We start from the raw sequence: 26,087 nt of genomic DNA on the forward strand, positions 1-26,087 counted from the left end.
TGACGGGCGTCAATAAAAAATTTAGTGCGCCTCCAGCCAGTTCAGTCCCACACCTACCTCCACTTCCATGGGCACTTCCAGGTGCACCGCGTGTTTCATGAGGCTCACAATGTTTGGTTTCACAATTTCCACTTCGTCTTTGTGCACATCAAACACCAGTTCGTCGTGCACCTGCATGGTCATTTTCGATTTCAGTTTTTCTTTGGCCAGCCAGCGGTGAATGTTCACCATCGCGATTTTAATGATGTCGGCAGCACTGCCCTGGATGGGTGCGTTGATGGCGTTGCGTTCGGCAAAACCACGCGTGGTCACGTTGCGCGAGTTGATGTCGCGCAGGTAGCGCTTTCGGCCCAGAATGGTTTCTACAAATTCTTTTTCGCGCGCGTTGTTGATGGAGTCGTCCATGTAGCGTTTGATGGCGGCAAACTCGGTGAAGTAGGACTGAATGATTTCGGCTGCCTCGGTGCGTGATATGCCCAGGTTTTGCGACAGACCAAACGCGGTGCTGCCATAGAGGATGCCGAAGTTCACTTCTTTCGCTTTACGCCGCATGTCGGGCGTCACTTTTTCGAGTTCCACCTTAAACACTTTGGCCGCGGTGGTGGTGTGGATGTCGCGCTTGTTGCGGAAGGCTTCGATCATGATCTGATCTTTCGCAAACGACGCGGCAATTCTCAATTCAATCTGCGAATAGTCGGCCGACATAAAAAGATAGTCATCGTTGCGCGCCACAAATGCCTTTCTGATTTGTCTGCCTTTTTCGGTGCGGATCGGAATGTTCTGCAAGTTCGGGTTGTTCGAGCTCAACCGGCCCGTGGCGGCCACGGCCTGACGATAGTCGGTGTGAATGCGGCCGTCGGCTTTGCTCATCATCTTGGGCAACGCGTCCACATAGGTGGAGCGAAGCTTTTCGTATTCGCGATAGTCCAGAATTTTTTTAGCGATGTCGTGCTTTGGGGCCAGGGTGGCGAGAATGTCTTCGCCCGTGGCGTACTGGCCCGACTTGGTTTTTTTGGGCTTCTCAATCAGCTTCATTTTGTCGAACAGAATGTCGCCTAGTTGTTTGGGTGAGCCGATGTTGAATTCGGTGCCGGCCATTTTGAAAATGTCGTACTGCACTTTGTCGCTTTCGCCTTTCAGCTCTTCCGACATTTTTGCCAGTGAGTCCATGTTCACCTTCACGCCTTCAAACTCCATGTTAGCCAACACATACACCAACGGCATTTCGGTGTCGCTCATGAGCTTGCTCACGCGGCGCTCTTCCAGTTCGGCCTGCAACTTCACGCGCAACTGCAACAGGTTATCGGCACGTTCGCAGAGACGGTCTTTCAGGCTTCCATTTTCCAGCAGGTCGTAGGCAAGGTATTGGGCACAGATGATGGGCAGGTCGTGCGAGGCTTCGGGTTCGATGAGGTAGTGGGCAATCATGCTGTCGAACAACGGCCCGGCTACTTCCACGGCGTTCTTTTTCATGATGATGACCGAAGCCTTCAGGTTGTGGCCCACTTTTGTGATTTGTGCGTCGGTCATCACCGGTGCGAAAATCTTTGCTGCGTTGGTCGCTTTCTCTGCCGAATCGATGGGATAATAGTAGGCTTCGTCGGGGCGGTATGAAAAGGCGATGCCGCGCCATTGATAATCGAAGTTGGCCACGTCGTCGGTAATGGTGTCGATGGCGATGTGGCGTTGTTCTTTCAACTTTGCCACGAGGCCTTCCAGTTGACTTTCGTTTTCCACCTGCGTGTATTGCACCGTCTTTGATGACAGCGATTTCCGGTCGCCGGCCAGGGCTGCTTCCTGTGTGTTTTCGGGCTGGCCAAACATGGAGAGCTGCGCCACTTTGGGTGCCACGCGGGGCACTTCGGCCATGGCTTCACCAAAGGCGCGCGCCGAGATGGACTTAAATTCGAGGTCGTTGAAAATTGGTTTCAGTTTCTCGGCATCGGGACCGCTATAGGCCAGTTCACTTTCGTTGAACGCCACAGGCACATCGGTGATGATGGTGGCGAGTTTCTTCGAAAGGATGGCCTGGTCGCCGTAGGTTTGCACCAGTTCTTTTTGTTTGCCCTTGAGGTCGGCGGCGTGGGCCACAATGTTTTCTACGGTGCCATATTGCTTCAACAACACGGCGGCGGTTTTAGGGCCAAAGCCGGGAATGCCCGGAATGTTATCGGACGTGTCGCCTTGCAAGCCCAGCATATCGATGACCTGCGACACATTTTCGATGTCCCATTTCTCGCACACTTCCTTGGGGCCAAGCACATCTACGGCGTTGCCCATGTAGGCAGGTTTGTAGAGAAACACGCAGTCGGTCACCAGCTGGCCAAAGTCTTTGTCGGGTGTCATCATATACACTTCAAAGCCTTGCTTGCAGGCCTGCGAGGCGAGGGTGCCAATGATGTCGTCGGCTTCGTAGCCATCCATTTCGAGAATGGGGATGTTGAAGCCGCGGATAATTTCTTTCACGATGGGAATGCCCGAGCGAATGTCTTCGGGGGTTTCCTGGCGGTTGGCTTTATATTCTTTGAAAATTTCGTCGCGAAAAGTTTTGGCCACGGTGTCGAAGGCAATGCCGATGTGTGTGGGGCGCTGTTTCTGCAACACTTCCATGAGGGTGTTGGTGAAACCAAAGGCCACGGAGGTGTTGATGCCTTTGGAGTTGATGCGGGGTGTTTTTGTGAAAGCAAAATGTGCGCGATAGATCAGCGCATAGGCATCGAGAAGAAAGAGTTTTTTATCGGGTTTGCTCATGTTGCAAAGTATTGTACAATTCGAAAAGAAACCAACGTTTCTTTCACGTATTGCCACCCGATTTCCGCTAATTTTTAAGTATCGGTTTCAGCACCTCACCGCTCTTGCGGGATGCCGTCAACACCAATAAAAAAGCATGAAAAAAAGCGTGACAGGATTTCTCCCGCCACGCTCCTTACCCACTATTTGACAGATTAAAGATTTTAGATCAATTGGTTATGCCTTGCTTTTTGGTGGCGGCACAGTTGTGCTCAAACGAATAGTCGTCGTCGGTGTCGAGTATATACTTGAAGCTGAGCACGTCGCCGGCCAGACTTCCCGAACCCGACAGCACGATGGTCATGGTTTTTCCTTTGAAGGTTTGATGGGGGATGTCGAATGTTTTTCCTTTGATGGTGGCTTTCACGGGCACATACATGAAGTCGCCAAAGTTGCTGATCTCCACAAAGGCGCCACCGTCTTTCGACGTGGTGATGGTCACTTCATAGGTTTCGATCTCGTCATACTCGTCGGTGTCGGTCACGGTGTAGGTTCCCGCAAGCTTCGACGCATCGGCCGAGAAATCTTCGGCGGCTGCATCGTCTTTGCTACAGCTGCTGAGAATAAGGGCTACAATAAAGATTACAATGCCTACCAGAAAAGGGTAGAGCGAATCAACGGATGTGAATTTGCTGGCCAACGTGAGGGGAGAAGAGGGGGTCATTTTTTTCATAATCGTGTGAACTTTGTTAATAGGGTGATTTGATTGCTGCGCGCTCCGAAACAAATTCTGAGCTCGTGATCAAATACGGGAAGGTTGCTGCTTTGGCTGGGCAAAAGGGTTAACAAAAGGTTTACACCCCCAACTTTGGGGGTTGACCATGCGTCTACAAAAACCCTGCGAAACTTGGTTTTCAAGGTTAAAAAAGTCTTTTTTGTTCAATGCACACGTTTCCGGAGAGGAAACGGCCGCCCCAAACCATAAAAATCTTTTTTGTTCATGAACCCCATCCAACAGTTTGTCCGCTGGGAAGCCGAAAAGCCTGAGGCAATTTTTCTACAGCAACCGCTCGCCGGGGTGTGGAAAAAATGGACCTATCGCCAAGCCGGTCAGGAGATCCGCAGCATGGCCACCGCCCTCGCCGAACGTGGCCTTCCTCCCCGAAGCCGGGTAGGCATCCTTTCAAAAAATTGCGCACACTGGATCATGGCCGACCTGGCCATCTGGATGGCCGGACATATTTCTGTTCCCCTCTACCCCACGTTCACGGGCAACACTATTGCACAGATTCTGGAGCACAGCGAAACAAAAATTCTTTTTGTGGGCAAGCTCGACACCTGGGAAGACCAGAAGGCGGGTATCCCAACGGGTGTGGCCTGCATCGGATTCTCGACTTATTTGAAAACTCCCTTCCCCGCGTGGGAGGACCTTGTGACCACGCACCCGCCGCTGAAAGAATTTGCATCGTGGACGGCCGATGAATTGGCCACGTTAAAATACACGTCGGGCACCACAGGCAACCCCAAGGGTGTGATGCTAAATTTTGGAGCGTTTCAGTTTGTGATGAAGGAGGGCCTGAACGCCATCGATGTGAAACCCGGCGACAACAACCGGCTGTTTTCCTACCTGCCGCTGAGCCACGTGGCCGAGCGATCGCTGGTGGAAATGACCGCCCTCTATTCGGCCTCCACCATCTATTTTTCTGAGTCGCTCGAAACTTTCGGAGCCAACCTGGCAGAAGCGCAGCCCACCATTTTTCTGGCTGTGCCCCGCATCTGGGCCAAGTTTCGCGAGAAGATCCTGGAAGCCATGCCCCAACCTAAACTGGATAAGCTCCTGAAAATTCCGTTGGTGAACTTGCTGGTGAAAAGGGCCATCAAGAAAAAACTGGGTCTTGCCAAATGCAAATGGGTGATCAGCGGCGCGGCCCCTGTGGCACCGGAACTGCTGCGCTGGTTTCAAAAACTCGACATCATCATTCGCGACACCTATGGCATGACCGAGAATCTGGCATTCTCGCACATTAACCTAAACAAGGTGAAGATCGGCACGGTGGGTCATGTGTGGCCGGGCATTCAATGGCGCCTGAGCGAACAGGGCGAGTTGCAGATGAAACACCCCGGACTGATGATGGGCTACTATAAAGACGAAGCCCTCACAAACACGGTACTGACAAACGACGGCTACTTAAAAACCGGCGACAAGGGTGAAGTGGACCGCGAAGGTTTTTTCACGATCACGGGCAGAATAAAAGATCAGTTCAAAACCGACAAAGGAAAATTCGTGGACCCCACTCCCATCGAAATGCAGCTGCTTCAAAATCCCGACATCGACCAGGCGTGCGTGGTGGGCATGGGCATTCCTCAACCTATTGCCTTGATCAATTTGTCGGCAGCCGGCAAATCAAAATCGAAAGACGCCATTCGCGACAGCATCGCGCAAACCCTTGAGCACGTCAATCCCTCGCTGGAGAGTTACGAAAAACTGGAAGCGGCCGTGATCATGCAACGCGACTGGACGGTTGAAAACGGAATGCTCACCCCGTCGATGAAACTGAAACGCAACGAGCTCGAAAAAGCAAACCTGGAAAAATATCCGGTGTGGTATAAGATGAAAACGGCTGTGGTGTGGGAATAGATTTTTACGAACACCATCCAAACGAGAAAGGCCCCGGCAAGTCGGGGCCTTTCTTTTTTCTCGCGTGAGAATATTTTTCGATTGACTATTTCAGTCGCGCCTTAAAAAATGCCAGCGTGGTTTTGTAAGCATCTTCTGTAGCCGCTTTGTCGAAGATGGGATTGCTGGGGTTGGCAAAGCCGTGATCGGCGTCATAGTTTTTCACCGTCAGGTTTTTGCCGGCGGCTTTCATGTTAGCTTCAAACTTTTTCACGATTTCGGGTGTGATGTATTTTTCGCGCGAAGCAAAGATGCCCAGCACATCGGTGTTCAGTGTTTTCAGTTTCTCCACATCATCCACGGGCATGCCATAATAGATCACACACGCCACGGCCTGCTTGCCGGCGTTGAGTGTGGCCACCAGCGACTGTCCGCCACCAAAGCACCAGCCGATGGTTCCGATTTTTGCTTTTGGTCCGGCATAGGCAATGGCGCCTTTCACAATGGCGTCGCCACGTTCCTGCTTGAATTGCTGCATATACTGTCCCGCCAATGTGCGGTCGGCGGTAGCTTTGCCGTCATACATGTCGAGGGCAATCACGTTCCCGTTGCCGAGGTCTTTGAAGAGTTCGTCAGCTTCTTTTTTGATGTGATCGTTGAGGCCCCACCATTCCTGGAAAACAAAAATCCAGTTGTCGGTTTTTGTTTTGTTCAGCACCAGGTAGGCATTGGCATCCTGCCCGTCGGGGGTTTTGTATTGAATCATTTTGCCGCCCTCCACGCTCACGTGTGTGTAGGGACGGGGCGTGGGATGTTCGCGGTTGAATTTTTTGTTGGACGCAAAGACCGCGAACTTGTCGGTCGACGATGTGTGGCACACGGTGATGCCATCCTGGCTAAACGCCCTGGCGGCGAGCAGCACGAAAAAAAGCAGTAGATAGATTTTACGCATAGTGTTTCAGGTTTTGTACACTCCTAAACCAACACGCCCCCATTTTAGTTTTCAATCTTTCCATTGACCGGTGATCACTCTGTCGTAGGTGATAAAATCGGTGTTGATCGGTTCAAATCCATTTTGGCGGAGCAGCAATGCAATCTGGGCGCGGTGATAGCTGGAATGATTCACCAGGTGAATCATGATATTTTCAACGTTGTTGATGTAGGGGTCGTTGGTGTAGTTGTGATAGGTGAGCTCGCGATCGAAGTTGTCGGTGCTCTCCACAAACTGCAACCAGCGTGTTCCAATTTCTTCGGCCATGCTCACCAGTTGTGGAAGGTTGTAGGTTCCCCAAAGTTTCACTTCGGCCGGTGGCAGACCCTGAATGCGGTGGAGCCACAGATACTGGGCGGCCACCACGTGGCCCATGATGCTGAGAATTTTTTCGTCGCTCACGTTCTGACTGGTCAGCGCACTTAACACACGCTTGTTCGCCCAATAGTTGTACTGATAGAGTTTAAGGAAATATTTTTTCATGCGTTGAGAGATTGATGACCCTGAAAACGGTCGGCAATTTAATACGGTTTTTGCATGCGACGTGTCAAATGCACGACGCGTTTTAAAAAACATTCACGCAATTTTCGAAAAAAGATTATTGAATCAGATTCTCACGTCGGCCAGTTGGTCCAGCATCCAGCCGGTCAGGCTCAGGCGTTCGCGGGTGGCGGGCAACACTTCATGTTCAATCTGATCGCTCCGAAAGCACACCAGTCGCCCCGCCACGGGAAGGGTATCTAACGTTTCTTTGTCGAGGTGCATGCGCAGCTGGCCACCTTCATTTTCGGTCCAATCCTTGTTAAGGTAACAGATAACAGAAAGGCGGCGGTGATCATTTTTTTTGAACTGATCGAGGTGCCGTTTATAGTATGCACCGGCCGGATAGACGGTGAGGTGCACCTCATAATCTTTCAAGCTCAGGAAAAGACTTTGATTGAGAAACAACACCAATTGGTTCAGCTTGTCGAGATAGGCCAGCACCGGTGCGGGCGATGTATTTTTATCGAGCCATTGAATATAGTCACCGCGGATGGCTTCGTTAATCTGCAAGCCATGGTCTTTGCCAATGCCGGCTTTTTTGAAATGGGCCATGCCCTCGCGAAAAGCGTCGAGTGTCACAATGGCGGTCACCTCGTCGGGGCTGAGGAAATTGTCGATCACGGCATATCCGTTTTCGGCTAGTCCGTCGGCAATGGCATTAAACTGGCTGTTCATTGTAACAAATTTATAAATAGAATGTCTATACTTACTACGCGATGCCATCATCCATTCTGAAACACCGTATGACTCAACCGGATACCTTTTCAAAACATTTTCGTTCAGGCTCTTTTTTCATTCCAAAAAGCCGTGCTGCATTCAGCTTGCTCCTGTTAACCTTCGTTGTGCTGCTGGCTGGCTGCAACCGGCCCCACGAAGAAATTGTGCTCCGGCAAATTCGCGATGTGGTGGTAGATGCCAACTCAGAGCCCATGCTCAGAGCAAACGCCATCTTCTTCAACCCCAACAAGGTGCGCGGCAAGTTGAAACGCATCAATGTCGACATCTATATCAACGGCAAAAAATCGGCGCGTGTCGATCAAAAGTTGAGAACGGAGATTCCGGCGCAGAAAGAATTTTCTGTGCCACTCGAAGTGAAACTCGCCATCAAGGAACTGGGCTTCATGGATACGTTGCTCGGCATGATCGGCGGCAAAAAACTCGAGGTGCGCTATCAGGGCTATCTGAAATTAACCTATCACGGATTTCCCATTCGTGTGCCGGTTGATTATACGGACAACATTCGTATCAGCTTCTAGATTCAACAAGCGTTCACAGCCTTCATAGCAAACAGAAATGTTTGTCGCATGTATTCACGCTAAACCAAATCTGGCAAAGGTCGACGTTATTGCGCTGAAGCTTACGTTTTCTTCAACCGATGTTTGCGCGCATTCCACAACGCTTCCTTTCTGATGGCGTCGTGAATGCTGGTGTTCACTTCATAGCCCACCAGCAGCACCACCGTGATGAGCTGTATCCACACCATGAGCGCAATGAGCACGCCAATGGAGCCATACACTTTGTTGTAGGTGCTGAAGTTGGTAACATAATATGAAAACCCATACGACACTCCAAGGCTGAACAAGGTTGCCAGCAGCGAGCCGATGGAAAAGAATCGCCAGTTATAGTGAATGGCCGGCCCGAAATAATAGATAAACGAAATGGCCAGGAAAAACGAAATGAAAATCGCCAGAAACCTGGAGATGTGCAGCAACGTGACCGTGAAGCTGGTGAGCCAATCAAATTCCGGCAAGTGGGCCATCACATAGTTCAGCATGAATTGCCCCACAATGAGCAGAATGATGGCGAGAAACAAAACGATGGCCATGTTGATGGTGAGTCCCGTGGCGATGAGCCTTGTTTTGAGCCCGCCACGGTTTTCGTTGGTGCGATAGCAGGCGTTGAATGCCCGCATAAGCGCCATCATGCCGTTGGTGGAAAGGTAGAGCGAAAACACAAACCCCAGCGACAACAAGCCTCCCCGTTGGTTGCTCACAATATCGAGCACGGTCGACGAGATCACTTCATACATGCTGGGCGGCATTTGTTCGCCCACAAAGTTCATGATGCTGGTGGTGTTGATCTCGGGAAAATAGTCGGTGATGTAGGGAATGAGCGTGAACAGAAAAATGATGGCCGGAAAAATGGCGAGAATAAAGTTGTAGGCCACGCCGTTGGCCCGGTCCAGAATCTCATCGTCCATGAGGTTGTGGAAAAATATTTTCAGGATTTTATAGAGTGAAACATTCTCGTGCTTTTTGAAGCGCACCCTTTTCAGCCAGGCGATGAGGAGGCTGCCCGGGCTCCAGTGAAGCAGAAATCGTTTATACTTATATCTCATTTAAAAAACGGCTCCAAAACGTTTGCCATAGCTTGCGGCGGCCGGCAGGGTCGGTTCGTCTGCTTATCAACAAAGGCCAACAGCGTTTCGCCCTGGTGAATGAGTTTATTTTCTTCGTTAAAAATTTCGTACTCAAACCGGATGCGCACCGTGGGCTTTTCGCGCAGCGTGGTGACAATGCGCAGCAGCTCGTCGTAGCGGCCGGGCGCAAGATACTTCGATTTATTCTCCAACACCGGCATGATGATGCCCATTGCTTCTATTTCGCGATAGGTCAGTCCCAGCTGGCGCAAACTTTCCACACGCGCCACTTCATAATACATGGCATAGAATCCATAATAGACATAGCCCATCTGGTCCGTTTCGCCATAGCGTACGCGTATGCTGGTTTCGGATTGATACATGCCTAGTGCTGTTCCTGTTTTCTCAACGCTTCACCTTTCTCCTGCTCGATGGTGAGTGCCTTCTGATAGCGGGCCGCGTTGCGCATGTGCTCTTCGTAGCTGTTGGTGAAATTGTGGAAGCCCGAAAAATCTTCGCGGGCACACATGTAATAGTAGTTGGTCTCGGCACGGTTCAGCACCGCATCGATAGAACGGATCTCCGGCAAATTGATAGGACCCGGAGGCAGCCCGGGATATTTATAGGTGTTGTAGGGCGAGTCTATTTGTTTGTGGCCGTTCAGCACGCGCTTCAGGGTGAAGTCGCCCACGGCAAAAACCAACGTGGGGTCTGCCTGCAGGGCGATGCCTTTGCTGAGACGGTTCAGGTAGAGGCTTGCAATGATGGGGGCTTCTTCGGGTTTGATGCTCTCGGCCTGCACAATGGAGGCCAGGGTAGAAACTTCGATCGGTGTGTAGCCCAGCGCCTTTGCTTTTTCCTTGCGGGCTTCCGTCCAGAACAAGTCGTATTCCTTGTGCATGCGGGCCACCAGGTTTTGGGGCGTTATGTTGTTGTATACTTCGTAGGTGTTGGGGATGAACATGGCCATCACCGTTTCTTTGTTGAAGCCCGAAGAATTGTTCATGGCGAAGGCGATGAGGGCCGCCTGAAATTCGTCGGGTGTCATGATGAGGTTGCGTGTGATTTTTTCGGAGAGGTCGGGAATCAATCGCACGTTGTTGAATGTTATCTTCACGGGTTCGCGCTTTTCGGCGCGCAACGTTCTTAGTGCGTCGAGGTTGGTCATGTTTTTTCGAAGCACAAACCGCCCGGGCTTCACATCGTCGGAATAGCCGGTGATGCGCGCCAGGAAACTGAACGAAATAAGGTCCTGCACAAAATCGCCTTCGTGCATTTCGGACTGAACGTCTTTGAACGTCGCTCCTTCGGCCACCAGAAACAACCGGTCGTCTTTGCCCACCAGAATGTTGGGGGTGTAGATGATCTGGAATCCATAGAAGGTGAACGAAATACCCAGAACAGATAGCAAAAGAAATAGAATCAGGCGCTTATTCGGCTTCATAGCGTAATAATAGGGTCCAAAAATAAGGAAAGGTTATTAGTTAACCGATAGTAAAACACGGCATACCCGCTTTTAGGTTTCCGGGATGCGCGACCGGCATTTTTTTTGCCGCAACATGCACGATCGTTTACCCGTATGGCCGATTTATCTAACTTCAAACTTCCAATGGCAGCAGAATTTTTAACCATACATCCGCAAAATCCAGAGACGCGCAAAATTTCGAAGGTGGTAGACGCCCTTCGCGACGGCGCCATCATTGTGTATCCAACCGACACCATCTACGGCATTGGCTGCGACCTCATGAACCGGAAAGCCATCGAACGGCTGTGCCGCATCATGGACATCAAACCCCAAAAGCTCGACCTCTCGTTCATCTGCAACGACCTCAGCCACATTGCCGAATATGTGCGCCGCATCGACACGCCCGTGTTCAAGGTTTTGAAAAAAGCCCTGCCCGGTCCCTACACGTTCATCCTGGAATCGAGCAGCAAGGTTCCCAAAATTCTCGACATCAATAAACGCACGGTGGGCATCCGCATTCCCGATCACAACATTCCCCGCGAGATTGTGAAGTTGCTGGGCAACCCGCTCATCACCTCGTCTATTAAAGACGACGATGTGATCAAGGCCTACACGACCGACCCCGAAGAAATGTATGAAGACTTTAAAAATGAAGTAGACATCGTGATCGACGGCGGACCCGGTGGAAACGTTCCCTCAAGCGTTATCGATTGCACCGGCGACGAAATCACGATCATCCGTCGTGGCCTGGGCGACGTGGACAAGATCGTTTAAGAAAAAACTTTTCCTTACTGCGAGAACACTGTCTGCCCGTTCAGCAATTTCTGAATGGCGTTCTGGGTGATGGCCTTGATGTTGGCGCCCGATGTGCCACCCATGCCATTGCTCGAACACCAGTCGGTGGAGCTGGTGTTGACAATGATGCCCGACGTTTTGGTTTTCTGAACCACCAGAAATGTGGCCACCGTTTCGGCGTTGCCGCGAAAGCCGCGGTCGAAGCCCACCAGTTCTACCTTCTCAAAATTTAACGTGGCGTTGTCCACCACCGGGTAGCCGTCGGCATCGGGATCTTTCATCAGCGGAGCGCCGTCATATTCGGATGTGGGGCACGATATGATGTCGCCTTTTTTAAGGTTAAGGCCTTGCAACAGCGGCGATGTGGGCGTCACAATTTTGTAGCCGTTCCAGCCGTTGTCGGGTTTCATGCCATAGCCTCCATGGGGGAAGTCGGCTCCAAGGCTGGAGAGTATGGAATATTGCAACGACTCCTTTGTCCATTCGATGGTCTTGAGCAGTTCGTCAGTTTCCGGATCGGCGTCGTGATTTTTGTAGCAGACCAGGTTGTTTTTGTCGGCCGTGTAGCGCACCTGCCACCACATGTTGTTTCCGGAGAGCACGAGCGCATGGCCACCGTTGTCTACATAGGCATCGAAGTTTTTCCGGCCGGCGCGGGTCCAGTATTCGTTGTGGCCCACCACCACCAATATCTTGGAATCTTTCAACAAATTGGCGTCGTCCAGATCGATGTCGGCCACGTAGCCGATTTTCACATTGGTCATTTCGCTAAACCATGTTAGGCACACCGTTGAAAACGGCTGCAGGGCAATAGGCCTCAGAAAGCTGACCTGGGGTGGACGGTCTTGTGGGGAATAGAGGCTTTTGCCACCGCTCTCGCTATAGGCATTGGCCGTGTTGGAGGGATAGACGATCAGGAGATCGACCGCTTCTTTTCTGCGGACGATGAAGGGGATTTTGCCTTCAATAAAATACATCCCGCTTTTCACTTTGGCGGGAATGGGAAATTTCACCGTAGGCAAAAACCCGAACCCGTCGCGCGAGGGATTGTTGCCCACCACTTGCTGCTCGGTGAGCGGCGACGCCACCGAGAAGGCCACGTTGCCTTTCACATCATAGATGTCGAGGCGGCAGAGTTGCACCGCGGCAGGACTTTGGAGAAACGCCGTTACTTCTTCGTCGGGTGCATAAGATTGTTTGCTGGTGTATCCGAGTGTGACATTTGCGCCACAGGCATTTTTAGGAAGATCGTCGGGAGGGTCTACAACGGGTGGCGGATTAACCACGGGTTCTTCAACCTCGTTGCGACAAGAATAGAGAAACGACAATACAACAAAAAGAAGACAAGAGGTGAGAACCCCCGAGCGGCGCCATCGATTGAACATAAGAGAAAACAAGCTTGGTCAAGTTTACGGGGAATGTTGTCAAATTCAAAGTTTTCCTACATACGCCATGTCTTTATTCCACAATTTGAAGACTTGCTCCTACCTTTGGTTAACAACAAGACCCAACGCTGTTTGACTGCCCTCATCGAAACACAATATCTTCCTCCCGTGGCCTACTTCGCGGCCTTGCGCGCGGCCCACGAAATTGTGTTAGAAAAACATGAGCACTACGAGAAGCAAACCTACCGCAACCGGTGTTACATCAACACGGCCCGTGGACAGGAAACATTGATCGTGCCCACCACGGCAAAGCATGGAAAAGTTGTCATCACAGAAGTGCGTGTGGACTATACGCAGAAGTGGCTCAACAACCACTGGCGCACGTTGCAGTCGGCCTATGGCAAGGCGCCTTTTTTTGAATATTACAGTGAAGACCTGGAGAAGATTCTCTTCAAAAGGCATTCGTTTCTATATGACCTGAATTACGAATTGCTGTCAATGTGTCTCAGGTGGTTGAAGTGGGATGTGTCAGTAAAGGAAAGTTTGTCTTATACAAAATTACCCGACCAACCTAAATCAGACCTTCGATCGGCCATAAACCCGAAGAAAGCGGCAAATCTCAGCCGGTTTTACCAACCGGCTAAGTATTATCAGGTATTTGGCAACACCTTTGCAGAGAACCTAAGCATCGTTGACCTGATCTTTTGTGAGGGGCCAGAAGCTGCGCGGATTGTTCAAGTATCGACAGTCGTAAAATGAACAAATAAAAAGCGGCGGGCGTTTGTACCATATTAAATCTTCAGGATTCAATAGCATTGAACACACAAAATACTTTACATTTACATTAACCATCATTAAACTTTCTCTATGGAAGCTAAATTTTCCAATCGGGTCAAGGAAGTTATCTCACTGAGCCGGGAAGAAGCGTTGCGCCTCGGGCATGATTACATTGGAACGGAACATCTTGTTTTGGGCATGGTACGGGAAGGCGAAGGCGTGGCCGTAGGGGTGCTGAAAAAACTGGGTGTGCCGCTGGATGAACTCCGCAATGAGATCGAAAAAATTTCCAAAGGAACTGCTACACACCAGATCAAAAACCTCGCGAACATTCCGCTCACGAAGGCTTCCGAAAAAGTGCTGAAGATTACCTACCTGGAAGCCAAGATCTTCAAAGCCCAACTTATCGGCACCGAACATCTCCTCCTTTCCATACTCCGTGATCAGGACAACCTGGGCACCCAAATTCTCAATAAGTTTGACGTAAACTACGAGACTGTGAAAGAAATGTTAGAATATCAAAACGAAGGGCCCATGGCCTCTCAAGACACCGACGATCCGGACGATGACTCGTCGAAGATCTTTGGCGCGGGCGGCGCAGGTGCGCCCGGCAAAGAGAAAAAAGGAACCGAAAAATCCAGAACTCCCGTGCTCGACAACTTTGGCCGTGACCTCACTCGTTTGGCCGAAGACAACAAGCTCGACCCCATCGTGGGCCGCGAAAAAGAAATTGAGCGTGTAGCGCAAATTCTTTCGCGTCGCAAGAAAAACAACCCGATCCTTATCGGCGAACCCGGCGTGGGCAAAACGGCTATCGCCGAAGGTCTCGCCCTCCGCATCATCCAGAAGAAAGTTTCGCGTGTGCTGTTTGGCAAGCGCGTGGTGACGCTGGACCTTGCTTCGCTGGTGGCCGGCACAAAATACCGCGGCCAGTTCGAAGAACGGATGAAGGCCGTTATGAACGAACTTGAAAAATCGCCCGACGTGATCCTGTTCATCGACGAGCTCCACACCATTGTGGGTGCCGGCGGCGCATCAGGCTCGCTCGACGCTTCCAACATGTTTAAACCGGCCTTGGCCCGGGGCGAAATCCAATGCATTGGCGCCACCACGCTGGACGAGTACCGTCAGTATATTGAAAAAGACGGCGCACTTGCCCGCAGGTTCCAAATGGTGATGATCGACTCCACTACACCGGAAGAGACCATCCAGATCCTGGACAACATCAAAGAAAAATACGAAGATCACCACCACGTGATCTATACCAAAGAGGCCATCGAAGCTTGCGTGAAGCTTTCGGATCGCTACATCAGCGACCGCTACCTTCCCGACAAAGCCATCGACGTGCTGGACGAAGCCGGTGCGCGCGTTCACATCAACAACATTCACGTGCCCGAAGACATCGTGAAGTATGAAGAGGCCATCGAGGAAGTGAAGAAAGAAAAGAATCGCGTAGTAAAAAGCCAGAAGTATGAAGAGGCTGCACAACTCCGCGATCGCGAGAAAAAACTCATCGAGCAACTCGACATTGCCAAGGTGAAGTGGGAAGAAAAAACCCGCACCGAAAAATACACCGTCAACGAAGACAATGTTGCCGATGTGATCGGGATGATGACGGGCATACCCACCAAGCGTATCGCACAAAAGGAAAGCAGCAAGCTGCTGAGCATGGGCGATGAGCTGAATGGCAAAGTGATTGGCCAGGAAGAAGCCATCCGCAAACTGACAAAAGCTATCCAACGCACACGCGTAGGCTTGAAAGATCCGAAGAAACCCATTGGGTCATTCATCTTCCTGGGTCCTACCGGTGTTGGGAAAACAGAGTTGGCCAAAGTGCTGGCCACCTACCTGTTCGATAAAGAAGATTCGTTGATCCGCATAGACATGAGCGAATACATGGAGAAATTCTCCGTGTCGCGTCTCGTGGGAGCACCTCCCGGCTACGTGGGCTATGAAGAAGGCGGACAGCTGACCGAAAAAGTGAGACGCAAGCCCTACTCGGTAGTGCTGCTCGACGAAATCGAAAAAGCTCACCCCGACGTGTTCAACATCCTGCTGCAAGTGCTCGACGATGGTATCCTCACCGATGGTTTGGGTCGCCGCGTAGACTTCCGCAACACCATCATCATCATGACCTCCAACATCGGGGTGCGTGACCTGAAGGATTTCGGATCGGGCATTGGTTTCTCGACTGCGGCAAAACGCGAGAGCGACGAAGAGCACATGAAAGCCACCATTCAAAATGCCTTGAAGCGTGCTTTCAGCCCTGAGTTCCTCAACCGTTTGGACGATGTGATCGTGTTCAACTCGCTGCAGCGCGAACACATTCACAAAATCATCGACATCACGCTGGGCAAACTGTTCGATCGCATCACACAGATTGGCTACACCGTGGAGTTGACCGACAAAGCGAAAGACTTCCTGGCCGAGAAAGGATACGATCACCAATTTGGTGCCCGTCCGTTGAACAGAGCCATTCAGAAATATCTCGAAGATCCCGTAGCGGAAGAGATCCTGAAAGGCGAAGTGGAAGAAGGCGGAACCATTCTGGCCGACTACGATGGCAAAGGCGATGTGCTCACCATCAAAGTGAAGAAAGCCAAAGCTTCTTCGAAAGAGAAAAAAGAGTAACAAACTCGATCCATAAAAAAAGAAGGTGTCTCAAAAGGATACCTTCTTTTTTTGTGTTGATTTTTTTCTTGATGGTATCCTCCTCCGTGGAAGCCTGCTAGTAGCTTCCGAAAAATTTTCGGGCAAACCACTCCACGCTCACCATGAGCAGGAGTATCCAGAAAATCCATTTGAGGTTGATGAGCGAGTGATAGGATTCTTCGGAATGAATGATGCTGCGCGCTTCGGCTTTTTGGAGCTCGGCTTTCAAGGGCTCCAGGTTAGCCGCGGTGTAGAACTTGCCACCGCTGCCGGCGGAAAGTTTTCGCAGGAGGTCGAAATCGGCCGTGAGGTTTTGCAGTTCGGTTTGGCGTTGCACCACGGCAAATTGGCCTCGCACTTGTTCGGGTTTTTGATCGAGCGTTGTTTTTGACGTGTAGCGATACACACCTTCTTTCAATCCGCCGATCTGATAGCGGATGTTGCCAGGGCTGGTGGTGTAGGCATACTTTGTTTTTTTTCCGGCTTCATCCGTCAGCTCGATGTTTATGGTGTGGCCAAAAATGGGTTCGAAGATGTCGTTGTAGACCTGGCTTTCGAACACCACGGGTTCGGTATCCGAAAATTCCTGTTGAATGGGGTAGCTTCTGAATTTGCGTTTGTCTTCGGAGGTGCTGAGGTATTGCACGAGCTTGCTAAACACTTCGTCGAACGCCTGCGAGTTTTCATTTCGGTCAAACTCGTTCAGCTTCCAGCGCCACAGTCCTTCACCCAGCATGATGGCTACCTTGCGCGTGTTTTGCACATCCACCAGCAGCAACGGTTTTTCGGTGGTGAGGCTTCCCACTTTTTGAAAGAGCAATGGGGTGGCCGTTGGGGGCATGCGCACTTTGCCAAAATGCACCGACACCGGCGGATAGCTTGCCATGAGCGCGTTGGTTTCGGCCGAGATGATGAAGTGCGAGAACGCGGCGTTGGTGGCGGGCGTCACTTCGTCGTAGTCGCGGGGCGGCACTTCAAATTTCAGCGGCATGTTCTGTTTGCTCATCGCCAACAGATCGGTTTGCATACCCACAATCACAAACAGTGCTGTGGAGCTGCCCGCAAATTGCTGGAAGAGTTCGCGTGTTTTTCCGCGCAGGTCAGGCGACTGATGAAAGATGGCCAGGTCGATCTGGTCGGGACGCAAAAGGTTTGCCGGTTGTTCCTGAACACCGGGAATGTGCAACAGAAATTCGTAGTTCGGATTTTTGTCGATCACCTCGCGCAACGCCTTGATGTCGGGATGTGGCGACGGCGCCACCACCAGAATTTTCTTTTTGCCTTCCACCACTTCCACAAAAATGGAAGCGTTGTTGTTTCGGGCGTTGGTTTCTCCTTCTTTCAGCTCCACGCGCACGTCCAGTTTTTGTATGCCCTGGTCGTTGGCCTGGGGTTGAAAATCGTAGGTGAGCAGGCTGCCGGTGTTCGAGATTTTTGATTGTGTTTCCAGCACTTTGCCCGCCTGCAACAGCGATACTTTGATGGCTTGATTCGGAAGATTTTTCACCATCACCTCCACACGCACCGGAAACTTGTTTCCCTGATACACAATTTTGTTGTAGGCAATGTTCTTGATGAGGATGTCGGTGCGCTCCAACGTGTCGCCTATGCCCACGGTATAGATGGGGAAGTTGTAGGTAGTGTAGAGCGGCGAGATGCCTCCGTTATAAATTCCGTCCGACACCAGGATGACGCCGCCGATGCGGCTGCCTTCGAAGCGGTTCACAATTTTCTTTAATGTGCCACCCAGGTCCGAGAGTGTGGCGTTGAAGGTGGGGCGTTCAATTTCCTTTCCGGCCAGGTCCGTCACACGGGTTTCGTAGCCTTTGTCTTGCAGCAACTGTTGTGTTTCGGCCACCTTTGTTTCCAGTTGGTGTCGGGTAGTCGAATCCGTGGTTTCCTTCACGGAGGTAGAGTTGTCGTAGACCACCAGAAAAAGCGGGCGTTCAAATAGGTTGGAGATCTGTTTCACCACGGGCCCGAGCAGCAGGAACATGAGGAAGAAGGCGAGCACGGCGCGGCATCCAAAAAGAATCCGGTTCCACATTTTGCTCCACGGATGGCTGGTGCGGTAGAGCAAAAAGGCAAAGCCCAGGCCCAATATCACACAAACCAGAATGTAGGCCGGCGACGATTCGAATATGATGCGTTGTTGGTGCATGTGGGGTCAAGATAAACTAATAACCATATTTTTCCTTCCAGCGCGTGCGCAGGTATTTGCGCAGCTCGTCTTCGCGGGCGTTGTTGCCCGGCTCATAAAATTTGGTGCCTCTCAATTCGTCGGGCATAAATTCCATCGACGCGAAGTTGCCTTCGTAACTGTGGGCATACTGGTAGCCTTTTCCATAGTCCATGTTCTTCATGAGCTTGGTGGGCGCATTGCGGATGGCCAGCGGCACAGGCAGGTCGCCGGTTTGCTGAATGGTCGCCATGGCTTTGTTGATGGCCTCATAGCTGGCGTTGCTCTTGGGTGAACTGGCCAGATAGACGGCGCACTGTGCCAGAATGATGCGTGCTTCGGGGTAGCCAATCACGTTCACGGCGGTGAAGGTGTTGGTGGCCATCACCAGCGCCGTGGGGTTGGCGTTGCCAATGTCTTCGGAGGCCAGAATCACCATGCGGCGGGCAATAAACTTCACGTCTTCGCCGCCTTCCACCATGCGGGCCAGGTAATAGACGGCCGCGTTGGGGTCGCTTCCGCGCACCGATTTTATGAAGGCCGATATGATGTCGTAGTGTTGTTCGCCGCTCTTGTCGTAGATGGCAATGTGTTTCTGGGCAAGCTCCATCACCAGGTCGTCGGTGATCACCACATCGCCTTCTACCGAGTCGCAGATCAGCTCCACGAGGTTCAGCAGCTTGCGGCCGTCGCCTCCCGAAATGTTTAGCAGGGCCTGGTGTTCGATGATGTTCACAGTCCGGTGTTTCAGCTCTTCGTCGCGGGTCAGGGCCTGGCGCACCAGTTCCATGAGCTGGTCTTCGCCGAGTGGACGAAGTGTGTAGACCTGGCTGCGCGAGAGCAACGCCGAGTTCACTTCGAACGACGGATTTTCGGTGGTGGCCCCAATGAGGGTGATGGTTCCTTTTTCTACCGCCCCGAGCAACGCGTCTTGCTGGCTTTTGTTGAAGCGGTGAATTTCGTCTATGAATAAGATGGAGCGCGGCGACAATTTTGCTTTTTCAATCACCTCGCGAATGTCTTTCACACCCGAGCTGACGGCGCTGAGGGTGTGAAACGGTTTTTTCACTTCGTTGGCAATAATGTTGGCGATGGTGGTCTTGCCCACGCCGGGGGGTCCCCACAGGATCATGGAGGGAATGTTGCCGCTTTGGATGGCCTTGCGGATCACACCGGTGGGCCCGGTGAGGTGCTCCTGTCCCACCAGCTCATCGAGCTTCCTGGGGCGCATGCGCTCTGCAAGAGGTTGTCGCGAGTGTGTTAGCATGGCAGGATTTGGTGTTAGTCGATAAACAGATTCAACTGCATTTGAGTCTTCCGGTTTAAACGAAAAAATGTCGCCCGAATTTCTTCCGGAAGGCGATGATTTAAAGTTTTGAAATTACGGAAAAGTGAAGAGAAAAAGTCGCTAGGGCAAATAATGATGAATGGTATCCAGCAACAGCGCGCGCTCCACGGGTTTGGCCAGGTAGGCGTTGAATCCTTCCGACAGAAAACGTTCTTCGTCTTCGGGCAGGGCATAGGATGTGACGGCGATCACGGTGATGCCGGCCGTTTTTGGATTGGCCCGGAGGATGCGCAAAATTTCCACGCCGTTCATCTGGCCGTTGCCCAGATTGATGTCCATGAGAATGATGTCGAACGTTTCCTGCTCCACCATGGCCAGGCACGACACCGCGTCGGTGGTATGGGTCACCTCATAGTGTGGCCGCAACAATTTTTTCATCACCAGCGCGTTGATGGCATCGTCTTCCACGTAGAGAACTTTTTTCATAGCATTTTGTAGGCGGGTAACACAATTTCAAAAACGCTGCCTTCATCTTTGGCGGATTGCACCCGAATTTCTCCCCCCAGCAGTTCAATGTATCGTTTGGATATCGACAGACCTAATCCCGTGCCTTCATAGTTGCGGCTTCGCCCCGAGCTTTCCTGTTCGAACGAGTTGAAGATGCGCGGCAAAAATTCTTCGGAGATGCCTATGCCCGTGTCTTTCACTTTGATAAAGATCTTGTCCTTCATGCGCGTGGTCGACACCTCCACGCGACCCTTGTCGGTGAATTTAATGGCGTTGCCCACCACGTTGTAGACCACCTGATAGAGCATATTCTCGTCCGACAAGCAGAATAACTGCTCCCGGGAGGCGCTGAAGGAAAACTGAAGTCGCTTGTTTTTTGCCAGCGTTTCAAGTGGCGCAATGCACTCGCGAAGCAGCACGTTCACATCGATCACGTTCAGCTTCAGTTGTTTTTGTTCGGCTTCGATGCGGGCCAGGTCAAGGATGCTGGTGATGGTGCTCAGCAACCGCCTGCCGCTCTGTTGCTGAAGCTGCACATAGTTTTTTATTTCCGGATTGTCGGTCTCCATTTCAATCACCTGGCTGATGCCGAGAATGCCATTGATAGGCGTGCGAATTTCGTGCGACATGTTGGAGAGGAAATTGGTTTTGAGCCGATTCATCTCTTCGGCCAACTCCTTGGCTGTGCGCAACTCTTCTACCGACGTGTGAAGATTTTCTTTGGCCACTTCGTAGGCCTGATGATAATGATAGATCAGGTAGGTGATGATGAAGAACACCACGCAGAACGTGATCGTCGCTTCCATAAACGCCAGCTGTTGTGGCTCGGCTTTTCCCATCTGGTAGCCGCTGTTTTTCCCCACTTGGTGCACCAGGATGGGAATGAAATGAATGATGGCATAAAAAATTCCAGCCCTGCTGCCCAGCACATGAAACGCGAACAATATGTTCAAGATGGTGAGCAAGGCCACAAAGAAATTAAAATCGTCGAACAGATAGATGTTGATGTTGTTGTTGGCCCATGAAACCAACAGCAGCACGTGGCAGATCAAGGTAATGGAATGTGTTGCCCGTATATAGAACAACGCACTGCTGAAAATGATGAGGATAACAATGGTTTTGATGAACTGGTAGTGAAACCCCCTTGCCAGATACACAAAAAAGAAAAGGACCATAGAGGCCACCGACAGCGCCACCACGTTGAACACAAGGCGTATGCTGGCCTGCTTCAGCACGTCGGATTCTGAGCGAAGGTAATCGCCAATAAAATATTCGCGAAGGAAATTCATGCCGGTTTTGTCGCGCGTCCTGTCACGTTACGCCCTGGAGTTTACGATACACAACGGTAACCCACGTCACTTGCCAATCTTCTCGTACGAGGTGATGATTCCCTTGATGAGTGAGGAGCTGAAACCCTGATGTTCCATTTCATTCAAGCCGGCAATGGTACAGCCCTTGGGGGTGGTCACTTTATCGATCTCTTCTTCCGGGTGGCGATTCAGTTTCAACAGCAGCTCGGCCGCGCCTTTCACCGTTTGTGCGGCAATGAGGTTGGCCGTCTTGGCATCGAAGCCAATCTGTATGCCGCCTTGCGTTGACGCGCGTATGAACCGGAGCGCGTAGGCAATGCCACAGGCTCCGAGCACGGTGGCGGCGTCCATCAATTTTTCGTCGATGGTGATGGAGATGCCCAGCTGGCTGAACAACTCGGTCACATAGTTCGACTGCTCGGCCGAAGCGCCCTGGTGGCAGAGGCACGTCACCGATTCCTGGATGGCGATGGCCGTGTTGGGCATGGCGCGGAACAACGGCGTGCCGTTGTCGATGATCTCCGCCAGGTCTTTGATGAGAATGCCCGTTACAACGCTGATGACAATATGCTTCGAAGGTTGAATGTTTTCTTTGAGTCCGCCCAACACTTCGCGCACGTTGTAGGGTTTCAGTGCCACGATGATGACGTCGCTGTTGCGAATGGCGGCCGCGTTGTCGCTGGTGGTGGTCACGCCCAAGGCTTTGAGGGGTGCCAGCGCCTCCACGTTGCGGCGGGTAACGGTGATTTGCCCAGGCGAAACAAACTTGCTCTTGATCAACCCCTCTGCAATGGCAGCTCCCAAGTTTCCTCCTCCAAGAATGGCAATCTTTGAATTTTTCATGATCGTTCTTTCAAATGTCTGCGTTCGTCCGCGCTTTTAATGTCTGTTATGAGCGGAGGATGAAAATTAAAATACTTTAACTTGCTATCGCAACATTCCTTCACATTAATTTCTATCCGGATGGATTTCCTCTATAAACCCTGGCCCTGGTATGTGGCCGGTCCCATCATAGGGCTGTCGGTGCCGGCCTTGCTTCTGCTGGGCAACAAGAAGCTCGGTGTGTCGTCAACGCTTCGTCAGATCTGCGCCGCCTGCTACCCGGGCAACCTCTCGTTTCTCCAATACGATTGGAAAAAAGACAGCTGGAATCTGTTTATGGTGGCGGGCATTTTGATCGGTGGTTTTCTGGGCGGCGTTGTGTTTGCCAACCCCGAGCCCGTTGCACTGGCACCGGCAACGGTAGCATGGCTTCGCGAACAAGGTCTTCACCAGTTCGACGGCCTGTTGCCGGGCGAACTGTTTCAGTGGCAGGCGTTGTTTTCGCTGCGCGGATTTTTGCTGATGGTGGTGGGTGGTTTCATGGTGGGGTTCGGCACACGCTATGCGCGCGGCTGCACGTCGGGCCACGGCATCATGGGTTTGTCGGCGTTGCAATGGCCATCGCTGGTGGCCACGGCGTCGTTCTTTGGTGGCGGCATTTTGTTCAGCTATTTTGTTTTACCCTACATTCTTGCCCTATGAAAAACCTGCTGTACCTGACCGTGGGCATCGTCTTTGGCCTGGCGCTCACCAAGGGCGAGGCCATCTCGTGGTTTCGCATCCAGGAGATGTTTCACTTCCAAAGCTTTCACATGTATGGCATCTTCATGACGGCCGTGCCCACCGGCGCACTGTCGTTGTGGCTGCTTCAAAAATTTCACGCAAAGTCGGCCGACGGCCAGCCCATCGACGCACCACACAAGCCCTATCATCACGGGGTGATTTTTGGGGGATTGATCTTTGGGTTTGGCTGGGCGTTGACAGGCGCGTGCCCCGGCCCGTTGTATGCACAAGTGGGCGCCGGCTACCTGGTGACGCTGGTCACTTTTGCATCGGCCCTTGCCGGCACGTGGGTGTATGCACGCGTGTATGCCTATTTGCCCGACTGACCCAACGCGAGGTCTGCGAAATTCTTTCTGCGTTCATCCCCTTCGTGATCTAACGAATGACAACCTTTGCAGGGCGTTGTCGTAAGACATAGATTCCTTCCTTCGGGTGGGCCAATTTTTTTATGGAACTGAAACTGCAAACCGGCTACAAACAAATTCTCGGGATGGCGTTGCCCATCTCGCTGGCCATCTTTGTGCCGCAGATCAATTTCATAACCAACAATGTTTTTCTCAGTGGTCTGGGCGAAAAGGAGTTGGCGAGCGCCGGCATCACCGGCGTTTATTACCTCATCTTTGCCGTGATTGGCAACGGGCTCAACAACGGCCTGCAAGCCCTCATTGCCCGGCGCGCCGGCCAGAACCTTCCAAAGGAAATCGGTCGCTTGTTTTTTCATGGTGTGTGGATCGCCCTGGGCATCGCAGCGTTGGGCATTGCCATCACCTATATTTTTGCGCCCACCATTTTGCGGGCCACCATTCACGATCCCGAAATTGCCACACAGGTCATCAACTTCTCCATGATCCGCATCTGGGGGTTGCCTTTGCTATACCTCTATGTGATGCGCAACGCTTTGCTGGTGGGTACCAACCAAACCCGGTTTCTGGTGTGGGGCACGCTGGCCGAAGCCGTCACCAACATTGTGCTGGACTATGGCTTCATCTATGGTCACTTCGGGTTGCCCGCCCTTGGGTTCAACGGCGCGGCCTATGCCTCTATCATTGCCGAAGCAACGGGGTTGCTGGTGATCTATGCCGTCATTCACATCAAAGGCATTCACAAGTCGTTTGCTTTTCTGGAGCAGGCCCATTTCGATTTTTCGGTGGTGAAGCTCATCCTTGTGCAATCGTCGCCTTTGATTCTGCAATACGCCATCAGCATCATGAGCTGGGAATTTTTCTATATCCTCATCGAGCATCATGGTGCCGAGTCGCTGGCCATTTCAAACACCATGCGCAACATCTTTGGGTTGTCGGGCATTTTTGCGTGGGCGTTTGCGTCTACCACCAACACCATGGTGAGCAACATCATTGGGCAGGGCCGGCAAGACGAGGTGATGGGGTTGATCTGGCGCATCGTGAAGATCAGCTGCCTGTTCTCGGTTGTCATTTCGGTGGCGCTCAACGTGTGGCCCACCTTTTTCCTGTCGTTCTATGGGCAGGGCGACGGGTTTATTGCGCACGCCATTCCCGTGGTTCGCATTGTGTCGGTGGCGGTGATCATGATGGGCTTTTCAACGGTGTGGCTGAATGCCGTGACCGGATCGGGCAACACGGTGGTGAACCTCACCATTGAGTTTATCACCATCATCCTGTATTGTGCCTATGTGTATGTGACCCTGGAATATCTGAACCTGCCCATCACGTGGGGCTGGGCTTCGGAGTGGGTCTATTGGATATCGCTGTTCACCATGTCATTCTTCTACATCCGGTCGGGCCGGTGGAAGGGAAAGAAGATATAGGCGCTGCGCTTCAATCTTACTTTCTCTTGTAATAATAGAGATACGAACTTTTACCAAGATTTTTTTCGCTGATTGTATAGAACCCGGCATCGTCGTGTGCCCAGGTGATGGCCTCGCCCTGTGGCTCGGGGTCGTATTCAATTTGCTGGGGTGCTGTGGCCAGCGCTTCCGTTAGGGGTTTGTCTCCGACGTTCCAGTAATAGATCGTCTCATAATTTTTCATGAGCATTTCCGTGCCCGATGCCGACAGGCTGGCCGACACAATCTGTGTGATGGGAAGAGAAACCAGTTTCTCGGCCGTGAGCGTATCGGTGGTTGACTGTGGGTAGGGAAGCGTATAGACGATCACCGGATTTTCGCGCTTCGACAGCACATAGATGTCTCTGGTCTTCGGGTTGATCATGAGGGCTTCCGAATCTTTGATGGCATCCGGAAATTTGAAGGTGATGGTATCGAACGACGCGAGGGTGAGGGTTTGCGTGGTTGAATCAAGGTCGGGCTCTTCAAAACGATAGAGGTGTTTCAGCGGATAGATCGCGTCGTTGTCGCCGATCTCGCCCACATAGACATATGTTTTTGTGGAGTCGGGACCGGGGCCAACGGCAATGTCTTCCCAGTCGCGGTTGGTCACGCCGGGCAGCTTGCACGTGAGTTTGATGTTCAGTTTCTGGTCGACTAAATAAATTTCGGCATCGTTTCCACTGTCGTTGTGTGTCCACAACAGGCCGGGATGTTTTTTGCTGGCCGCCAGGCCCGACAGTTCCACCAGTTTGTCGTGTGTGGCTTCGGCCAACGGTTGGGCAACGGCAAAATCGATGTTTGCGTTTTCAATCGGTTTCCGGTTTTTGCAAGATGCCAGGGCCATCACAAAAACGCAAAGAACGAGGTGCTGAAGCTTCATCCACGAGGTGATTAAAAGTGAGGCACGAAGAAAGGAATTTCCGCAGGCAATTCGAAACACTTTCCCATTAACAAATCGTGAGGCTTCCCTTGTTTTGTTAGATGGTCATTAGAAAAGGCAACGCTTCTTGTACGCCCCTTCCATTCATAAAACTTGCATTGCAATTGTTGGTGGGTTCTGCGTATTTTCCATGAACC

At 51.7% G+C, this 26,087-nt stretch carries 23 protein-coding genes; 8 read left to right on the top strand and 15 right to left on the bottom strand.

The window, feature by feature from the left end; translation table 11 throughout:
- Window positions 1-21 precede the first annotated feature (21 nt).
- Both polA and JI741_RS10320 read right to left on the bottom strand, forming a co-directional pair.
- Window positions 22-2,751: a DNA polymerase I gene (gene polA, locus JI741_RS10315; protein ID WP_202008987.1), complete on the bottom strand. Its 2,730-nt coding sequence runs from the start codon at window positions 2,749-2,751 to the stop codon at window positions 22-24.
- A 208-nt stretch (window positions 2,752-2,959) separates the two neighbouring features.
- Window positions 2,960-3,463 carry a hypothetical protein gene (locus JI741_RS10320; RefSeq protein ID WP_202008988.1) on the bottom strand — a complete coding sequence of 168 codons (504 nt, stop codon included), beginning with the start codon at window positions 3,461-3,463 and terminating at the stop codon, window positions 2,960-2,962.
- Between the two features lie 267 nt (window positions 3,464-3,730).
- Between JI741_RS10320 and JI741_RS10325 the strand changes: the two genes are divergently transcribed.
- Window positions 3,731-5,368, top strand: a complete 1,638-nt coding sequence (locus tag JI741_RS10325) for an AMP-binding protein (protein WP_202008989.1) — start codon at window positions 3,731-3,733, stop codon at window positions 5,366-5,368.
- 85 nt (window positions 5,369-5,453) lie between these two features.
- Here JI741_RS10325 and JI741_RS10330 read toward each other — a convergent pair whose 3' ends face one another.
- The 3 genes from JI741_RS10330 to JI741_RS10340 form a co-directional block, all read right to left on the bottom strand.
- Entirely contained in the window at window positions 5,454-6,299 is an 846-nt protein-coding gene (locus JI741_RS10330; protein WP_202008990.1) for a dienelactone hydrolase family protein, read from the bottom strand.
- A 51-nt stretch (window positions 6,300-6,350) separates the two neighbouring features.
- Window positions 6,351-6,821, bottom strand: coding sequence for a DinB family protein (locus JI741_RS10335; protein ID WP_202008991.1), 471 nt, complete (start codon window positions 6,819-6,821; stop codon window positions 6,351-6,353).
- A 123-nt stretch (window positions 6,822-6,944) separates the two neighbouring features.
- Window positions 6,945-7,556: a 2OG-Fe(II) oxygenase gene (locus JI741_RS10340; RefSeq protein ID WP_202008992.1), complete on the bottom strand. Its 612-nt coding sequence runs from the start codon at window positions 7,554-7,556 to the stop codon at window positions 6,945-6,947.
- Between the two features lie 146 nt (window positions 7,557-7,702).
- Between JI741_RS10340 and JI741_RS10345 the strand changes: the two genes are divergently transcribed.
- Entirely contained in the window at window positions 7,703-8,137 is a 435-nt protein-coding gene (locus JI741_RS10345) for an LEA type 2 family protein (RefSeq protein WP_202008993.1), read from the top strand.
- Between the two features lie 101 nt (window positions 8,138-8,238).
- On the opposite strand, the gene JI741_RS10350 is transcribed toward JI741_RS10345, so the two are convergent.
- From JI741_RS10350 to mltG, 3 genes are read right to left on the bottom strand one after another with little or no spacing between them, the layout of a single operon-like run.
- The gene (locus JI741_RS10350) at window positions 8,239-9,219 is read right to left on the bottom strand and encodes a YihY/virulence factor BrkB family protein (RefSeq protein WP_202008994.1); all 981 of its coding nucleotides are present in this window, start codon (window positions 9,217-9,219) and stop codon (window positions 8,239-8,241) included.
- A complete protein-coding gene (locus JI741_RS10355; protein WP_202008995.1) occupies window positions 9,216-9,623 on the bottom strand; it encodes an acyl-CoA thioesterase in 408 nt (135 codons plus the stop codon). Before JI741_RS10355 ends, JI741_RS10350 begins: the two co-directional genes overlap by 4 nt.
- Before the next feature lie 2 nt (window positions 9,624-9,625).
- Window positions 9,626-10,684, bottom strand: coding sequence for an endolytic transglycosylase MltG (gene mltG / locus JI741_RS10360; protein ID WP_202008996.1), 1,059 nt, complete (start codon window positions 10,682-10,684; stop codon window positions 9,626-9,628).
- A gap of 165 nt (window positions 10,685-10,849) precedes the next feature.
- Between mltG and JI741_RS10365 the strand changes: the two genes are divergently transcribed.
- Complete coding sequence (locus JI741_RS10365) at window positions 10,850-11,479, top strand: L-threonylcarbamoyladenylate synthase (protein WP_202008997.1); 630 nt, start codon at window positions 10,850-10,852, stop codon at window positions 11,477-11,479.
- 14 nt (window positions 11,480-11,493) lie between these two features.
- On the opposite strand, the gene JI741_RS10370 is transcribed toward JI741_RS10365, so the two are convergent.
- Window positions 11,494-12,786: a N,N-dimethylformamidase beta subunit family domain-containing protein gene (locus tag JI741_RS10370; RefSeq protein WP_202008998.1), complete on the bottom strand. Its 1,293-nt coding sequence runs from the start codon at window positions 12,784-12,786 to the stop codon at window positions 11,494-11,496.
- Between the two features lie 231 nt (window positions 12,787-13,017).
- On the opposite strand from JI741_RS10370, the gene JI741_RS10375 reads away from it, so the two are divergent.
- Complete coding sequence (locus JI741_RS10375; RefSeq protein ID WP_202008999.1) at window positions 13,018-13,644, top strand: WbqC family protein; 627 nt, start codon at window positions 13,018-13,020, stop codon at window positions 13,642-13,644.
- 108 nt (window positions 13,645-13,752) lie between these two features.
- On the top strand, window positions 13,753-16,293 hold the full coding sequence (locus JI741_RS10380; RefSeq protein WP_202009000.1) for an ATP-dependent Clp protease ATP-binding subunit: 2,541 nt from the start codon (window positions 13,753-13,755) through the stop codon (window positions 16,291-16,293).
- 97 nt (window positions 16,294-16,390) lie between these two features.
- On the opposite strand, the gene JI741_RS10385 is transcribed toward JI741_RS10380, so the two are convergent.
- The 5 genes from JI741_RS10385 to proC form a co-directional block, all read right to left on the bottom strand.
- Window positions 16,391-18,475 carry a VWA domain-containing protein gene (locus tag JI741_RS10385; protein WP_202009001.1) on the bottom strand — a complete coding sequence of 695 codons (2,085 nt, stop codon included), beginning with the start codon at window positions 18,473-18,475 and terminating at the stop codon, window positions 16,391-16,393.
- 16 nt (window positions 18,476-18,491) lie between these two features.
- Window positions 18,492-19,760 (bottom strand): replication-associated recombination protein A, encoded by a 1,269-nt coding sequence (locus JI741_RS10390; RefSeq protein WP_202009002.1) that lies wholly within the window; start codon window positions 19,758-19,760, stop codon window positions 18,492-18,494.
- A 141-nt stretch (window positions 19,761-19,901) separates the two neighbouring features.
- Entirely contained in the window at window positions 19,902-20,267 is a 366-nt protein-coding gene (locus JI741_RS10395; protein WP_202009003.1) for a response regulator, read from the bottom strand.
- Complete coding sequence (locus tag JI741_RS10400; RefSeq protein WP_202009004.1) at window positions 20,264-21,577, bottom strand: sensor histidine kinase; 1,314 nt, start codon at window positions 21,575-21,577, stop codon at window positions 20,264-20,266. The genes JI741_RS10395 and JI741_RS10400 overlap by 4 nt, the downstream gene beginning before the upstream one ends.
- 66 nt (window positions 21,578-21,643) lie before the next feature.
- Complete coding sequence (gene proC, locus JI741_RS10405) at window positions 21,644-22,441, bottom strand: pyrroline-5-carboxylate reductase (protein WP_202009005.1); 798 nt, start codon at window positions 22,439-22,441, stop codon at window positions 21,644-21,646.
- Window positions 22,442-22,561: 120 nt separating this feature from the next.
- Here proC and JI741_RS10410 point away from each other — a divergent pair, with 120 nt between their 5' ends.
- The 3 genes from JI741_RS10410 (at window position 22,562) to JI741_RS10420 (ending at window position 24,989) form a co-directional block, all read left to right on the top strand.
- Window positions 22,562-23,122, top strand: a complete 561-nt coding sequence (locus JI741_RS10410; RefSeq protein WP_202009006.1) for a YeeE/YedE family protein — start codon at window positions 22,562-22,564, stop codon at window positions 23,120-23,122.
- Entirely contained in the window at window positions 23,119-23,529 is a 411-nt protein-coding gene (locus tag JI741_RS10415; RefSeq protein WP_202009007.1) for a DUF6691 family protein, read from the top strand. Before JI741_RS10410 ends, JI741_RS10415 begins: the two co-directional genes overlap by 4 nt.
- 122 nt (window positions 23,530-23,651) lie before the next feature.
- A complete protein-coding gene (locus JI741_RS10420; protein ID WP_202009008.1) occupies window positions 23,652-24,989 on the top strand; it encodes an MATE family efflux transporter in 1,338 nt (445 codons plus the stop codon).
- A 16-nt stretch (window positions 24,990-25,005) separates the two neighbouring features.
- On the opposite strand, the gene JI741_RS10425 is transcribed toward JI741_RS10420, so the two are convergent.
- Window positions 25,006-25,890 carry a hypothetical protein gene (locus JI741_RS10425; protein WP_202009009.1) on the bottom strand — a complete coding sequence of 295 codons (885 nt, stop codon included), beginning with the start codon at window positions 25,888-25,890 and terminating at the stop codon, window positions 25,006-25,008.
- Between the last annotated feature and the right edge of the window lie 197 nt (window positions 25,891-26,087).

Source organism: Chryseolinea lacunae (genome assembly GCF_016735595.1).
GTDB lineage: Bacteria > Bacteroidota > Bacteroidia > Cytophagales > Cyclobacteriaceae > Chryseolinea > Chryseolinea lacunae.

Bases quoted from the DNA above. Each gene is read 5' to 3' on its own strand.
- polA (WP_202008987.1), bottom strand. From the start codon at position 2,751: ATGAGCAAACCCGATAAAAAACTCTTTCTTCTCGATGCCTATGCGCTG.
- JI741_RS10320 (WP_202008988.1), bottom strand. From the start codon at position 3,463: ATGAAAAAAATGACCCCCTCTTCTCCCCTCACGTTGGCCAGCAAATTC.
- JI741_RS10325 (WP_202008989.1), top strand. From the start codon at position 3,731: ATGAACCCCATCCAACAGTTTGTCCGCTGGGAAGCCGAAAAGCCTGAG.
- JI741_RS10330 (WP_202008990.1), bottom strand. From the start codon at position 6,299: ATGCGTAAAATCTATCTACTGCTTTTTTTCGTGCTGCTCGCCGCCAGG.
- JI741_RS10335 (WP_202008991.1), bottom strand. From the start codon at position 6,821: ATGAAAAAATATTTCCTTAAACTCTATCAGTACAACTATTGGGCGAAC.
- JI741_RS10340 (WP_202008992.1), bottom strand. From the start codon at position 7,556: ATGAACAGCCAGTTTAATGCCATTGCCGACGGACTAGCCGAAAACGGA.
- JI741_RS10350 (WP_202008994.1), bottom strand. From the start codon at position 9,219: ATGAGATATAAGTATAAACGATTTCTGCTTCACTGGAGCCCGGGCAGC.
- JI741_RS10355 (WP_202008995.1), bottom strand. From the start codon at position 9,623: ATGTATCAATCCGAAACCAGCATACGCGTACGCTATGGCGAAACGGAC.
- mltG (WP_202008996.1), bottom strand. From the start codon at position 10,684: ATGAAGCCGAATAAGCGCCTGATTCTATTTCTTTTGCTATCTGTTCTG.
- JI741_RS10365 (WP_202008997.1), top strand. From the start codon at position 10,850: ATGGCAGCAGAATTTTTAACCATACATCCGCAAAATCCAGAGACGCGC.
- JI741_RS10380 (WP_202009000.1), top strand. From the start codon at position 13,753: ATGGAAGCTAAATTTTCCAATCGGGTCAAGGAAGTTATCTCACTGAGC.
- JI741_RS10385 (WP_202009001.1), bottom strand. From the start codon at position 18,475: ATGCACCAACAACGCATCATATTCGAATCGTCGCCGGCCTACATTCTG.
- JI741_RS10390 (WP_202009002.1), bottom strand. From the start codon at position 19,760: ATGCTAACACACTCGCGACAACCTCTTGCAGAGCGCATGCGCCCCAGG.
- JI741_RS10395 (WP_202009003.1), bottom strand. From the start codon at position 20,267: ATGAAAAAAGTTCTCTACGTGGAAGACGATGCCATCAACGCGCTGGTG.
- JI741_RS10400 (WP_202009004.1), bottom strand. From the start codon at position 21,577: ATGAATTTCCTTCGCGAATATTTTATTGGCGATTACCTTCGCTCAGAA.
- proC (WP_202009005.1), bottom strand. From the start codon at position 22,441: ATGAAAAATTCAAAGATTGCCATTCTTGGAGGAGGAAACTTGGGAGCT.
- JI741_RS10410 (WP_202009006.1), top strand. From the start codon at position 22,562: ATGGATTTCCTCTATAAACCCTGGCCCTGGTATGTGGCCGGTCCCATC.
- JI741_RS10415 (WP_202009007.1), top strand. From the start codon at position 23,119: ATGAAAAACCTGCTGTACCTGACCGTGGGCATCGTCTTTGGCCTGGCG.
- JI741_RS10420 (WP_202009008.1), top strand. From the start codon at position 23,652: ATGGAACTGAAACTGCAAACCGGCTACAAACAAATTCTCGGGATGGCG.
- JI741_RS10425 (WP_202009009.1), bottom strand. From the start codon at position 25,890: ATGAAGCTTCAGCACCTCGTTCTTTGCGTTTTTGTGATGGCCCTGGCA.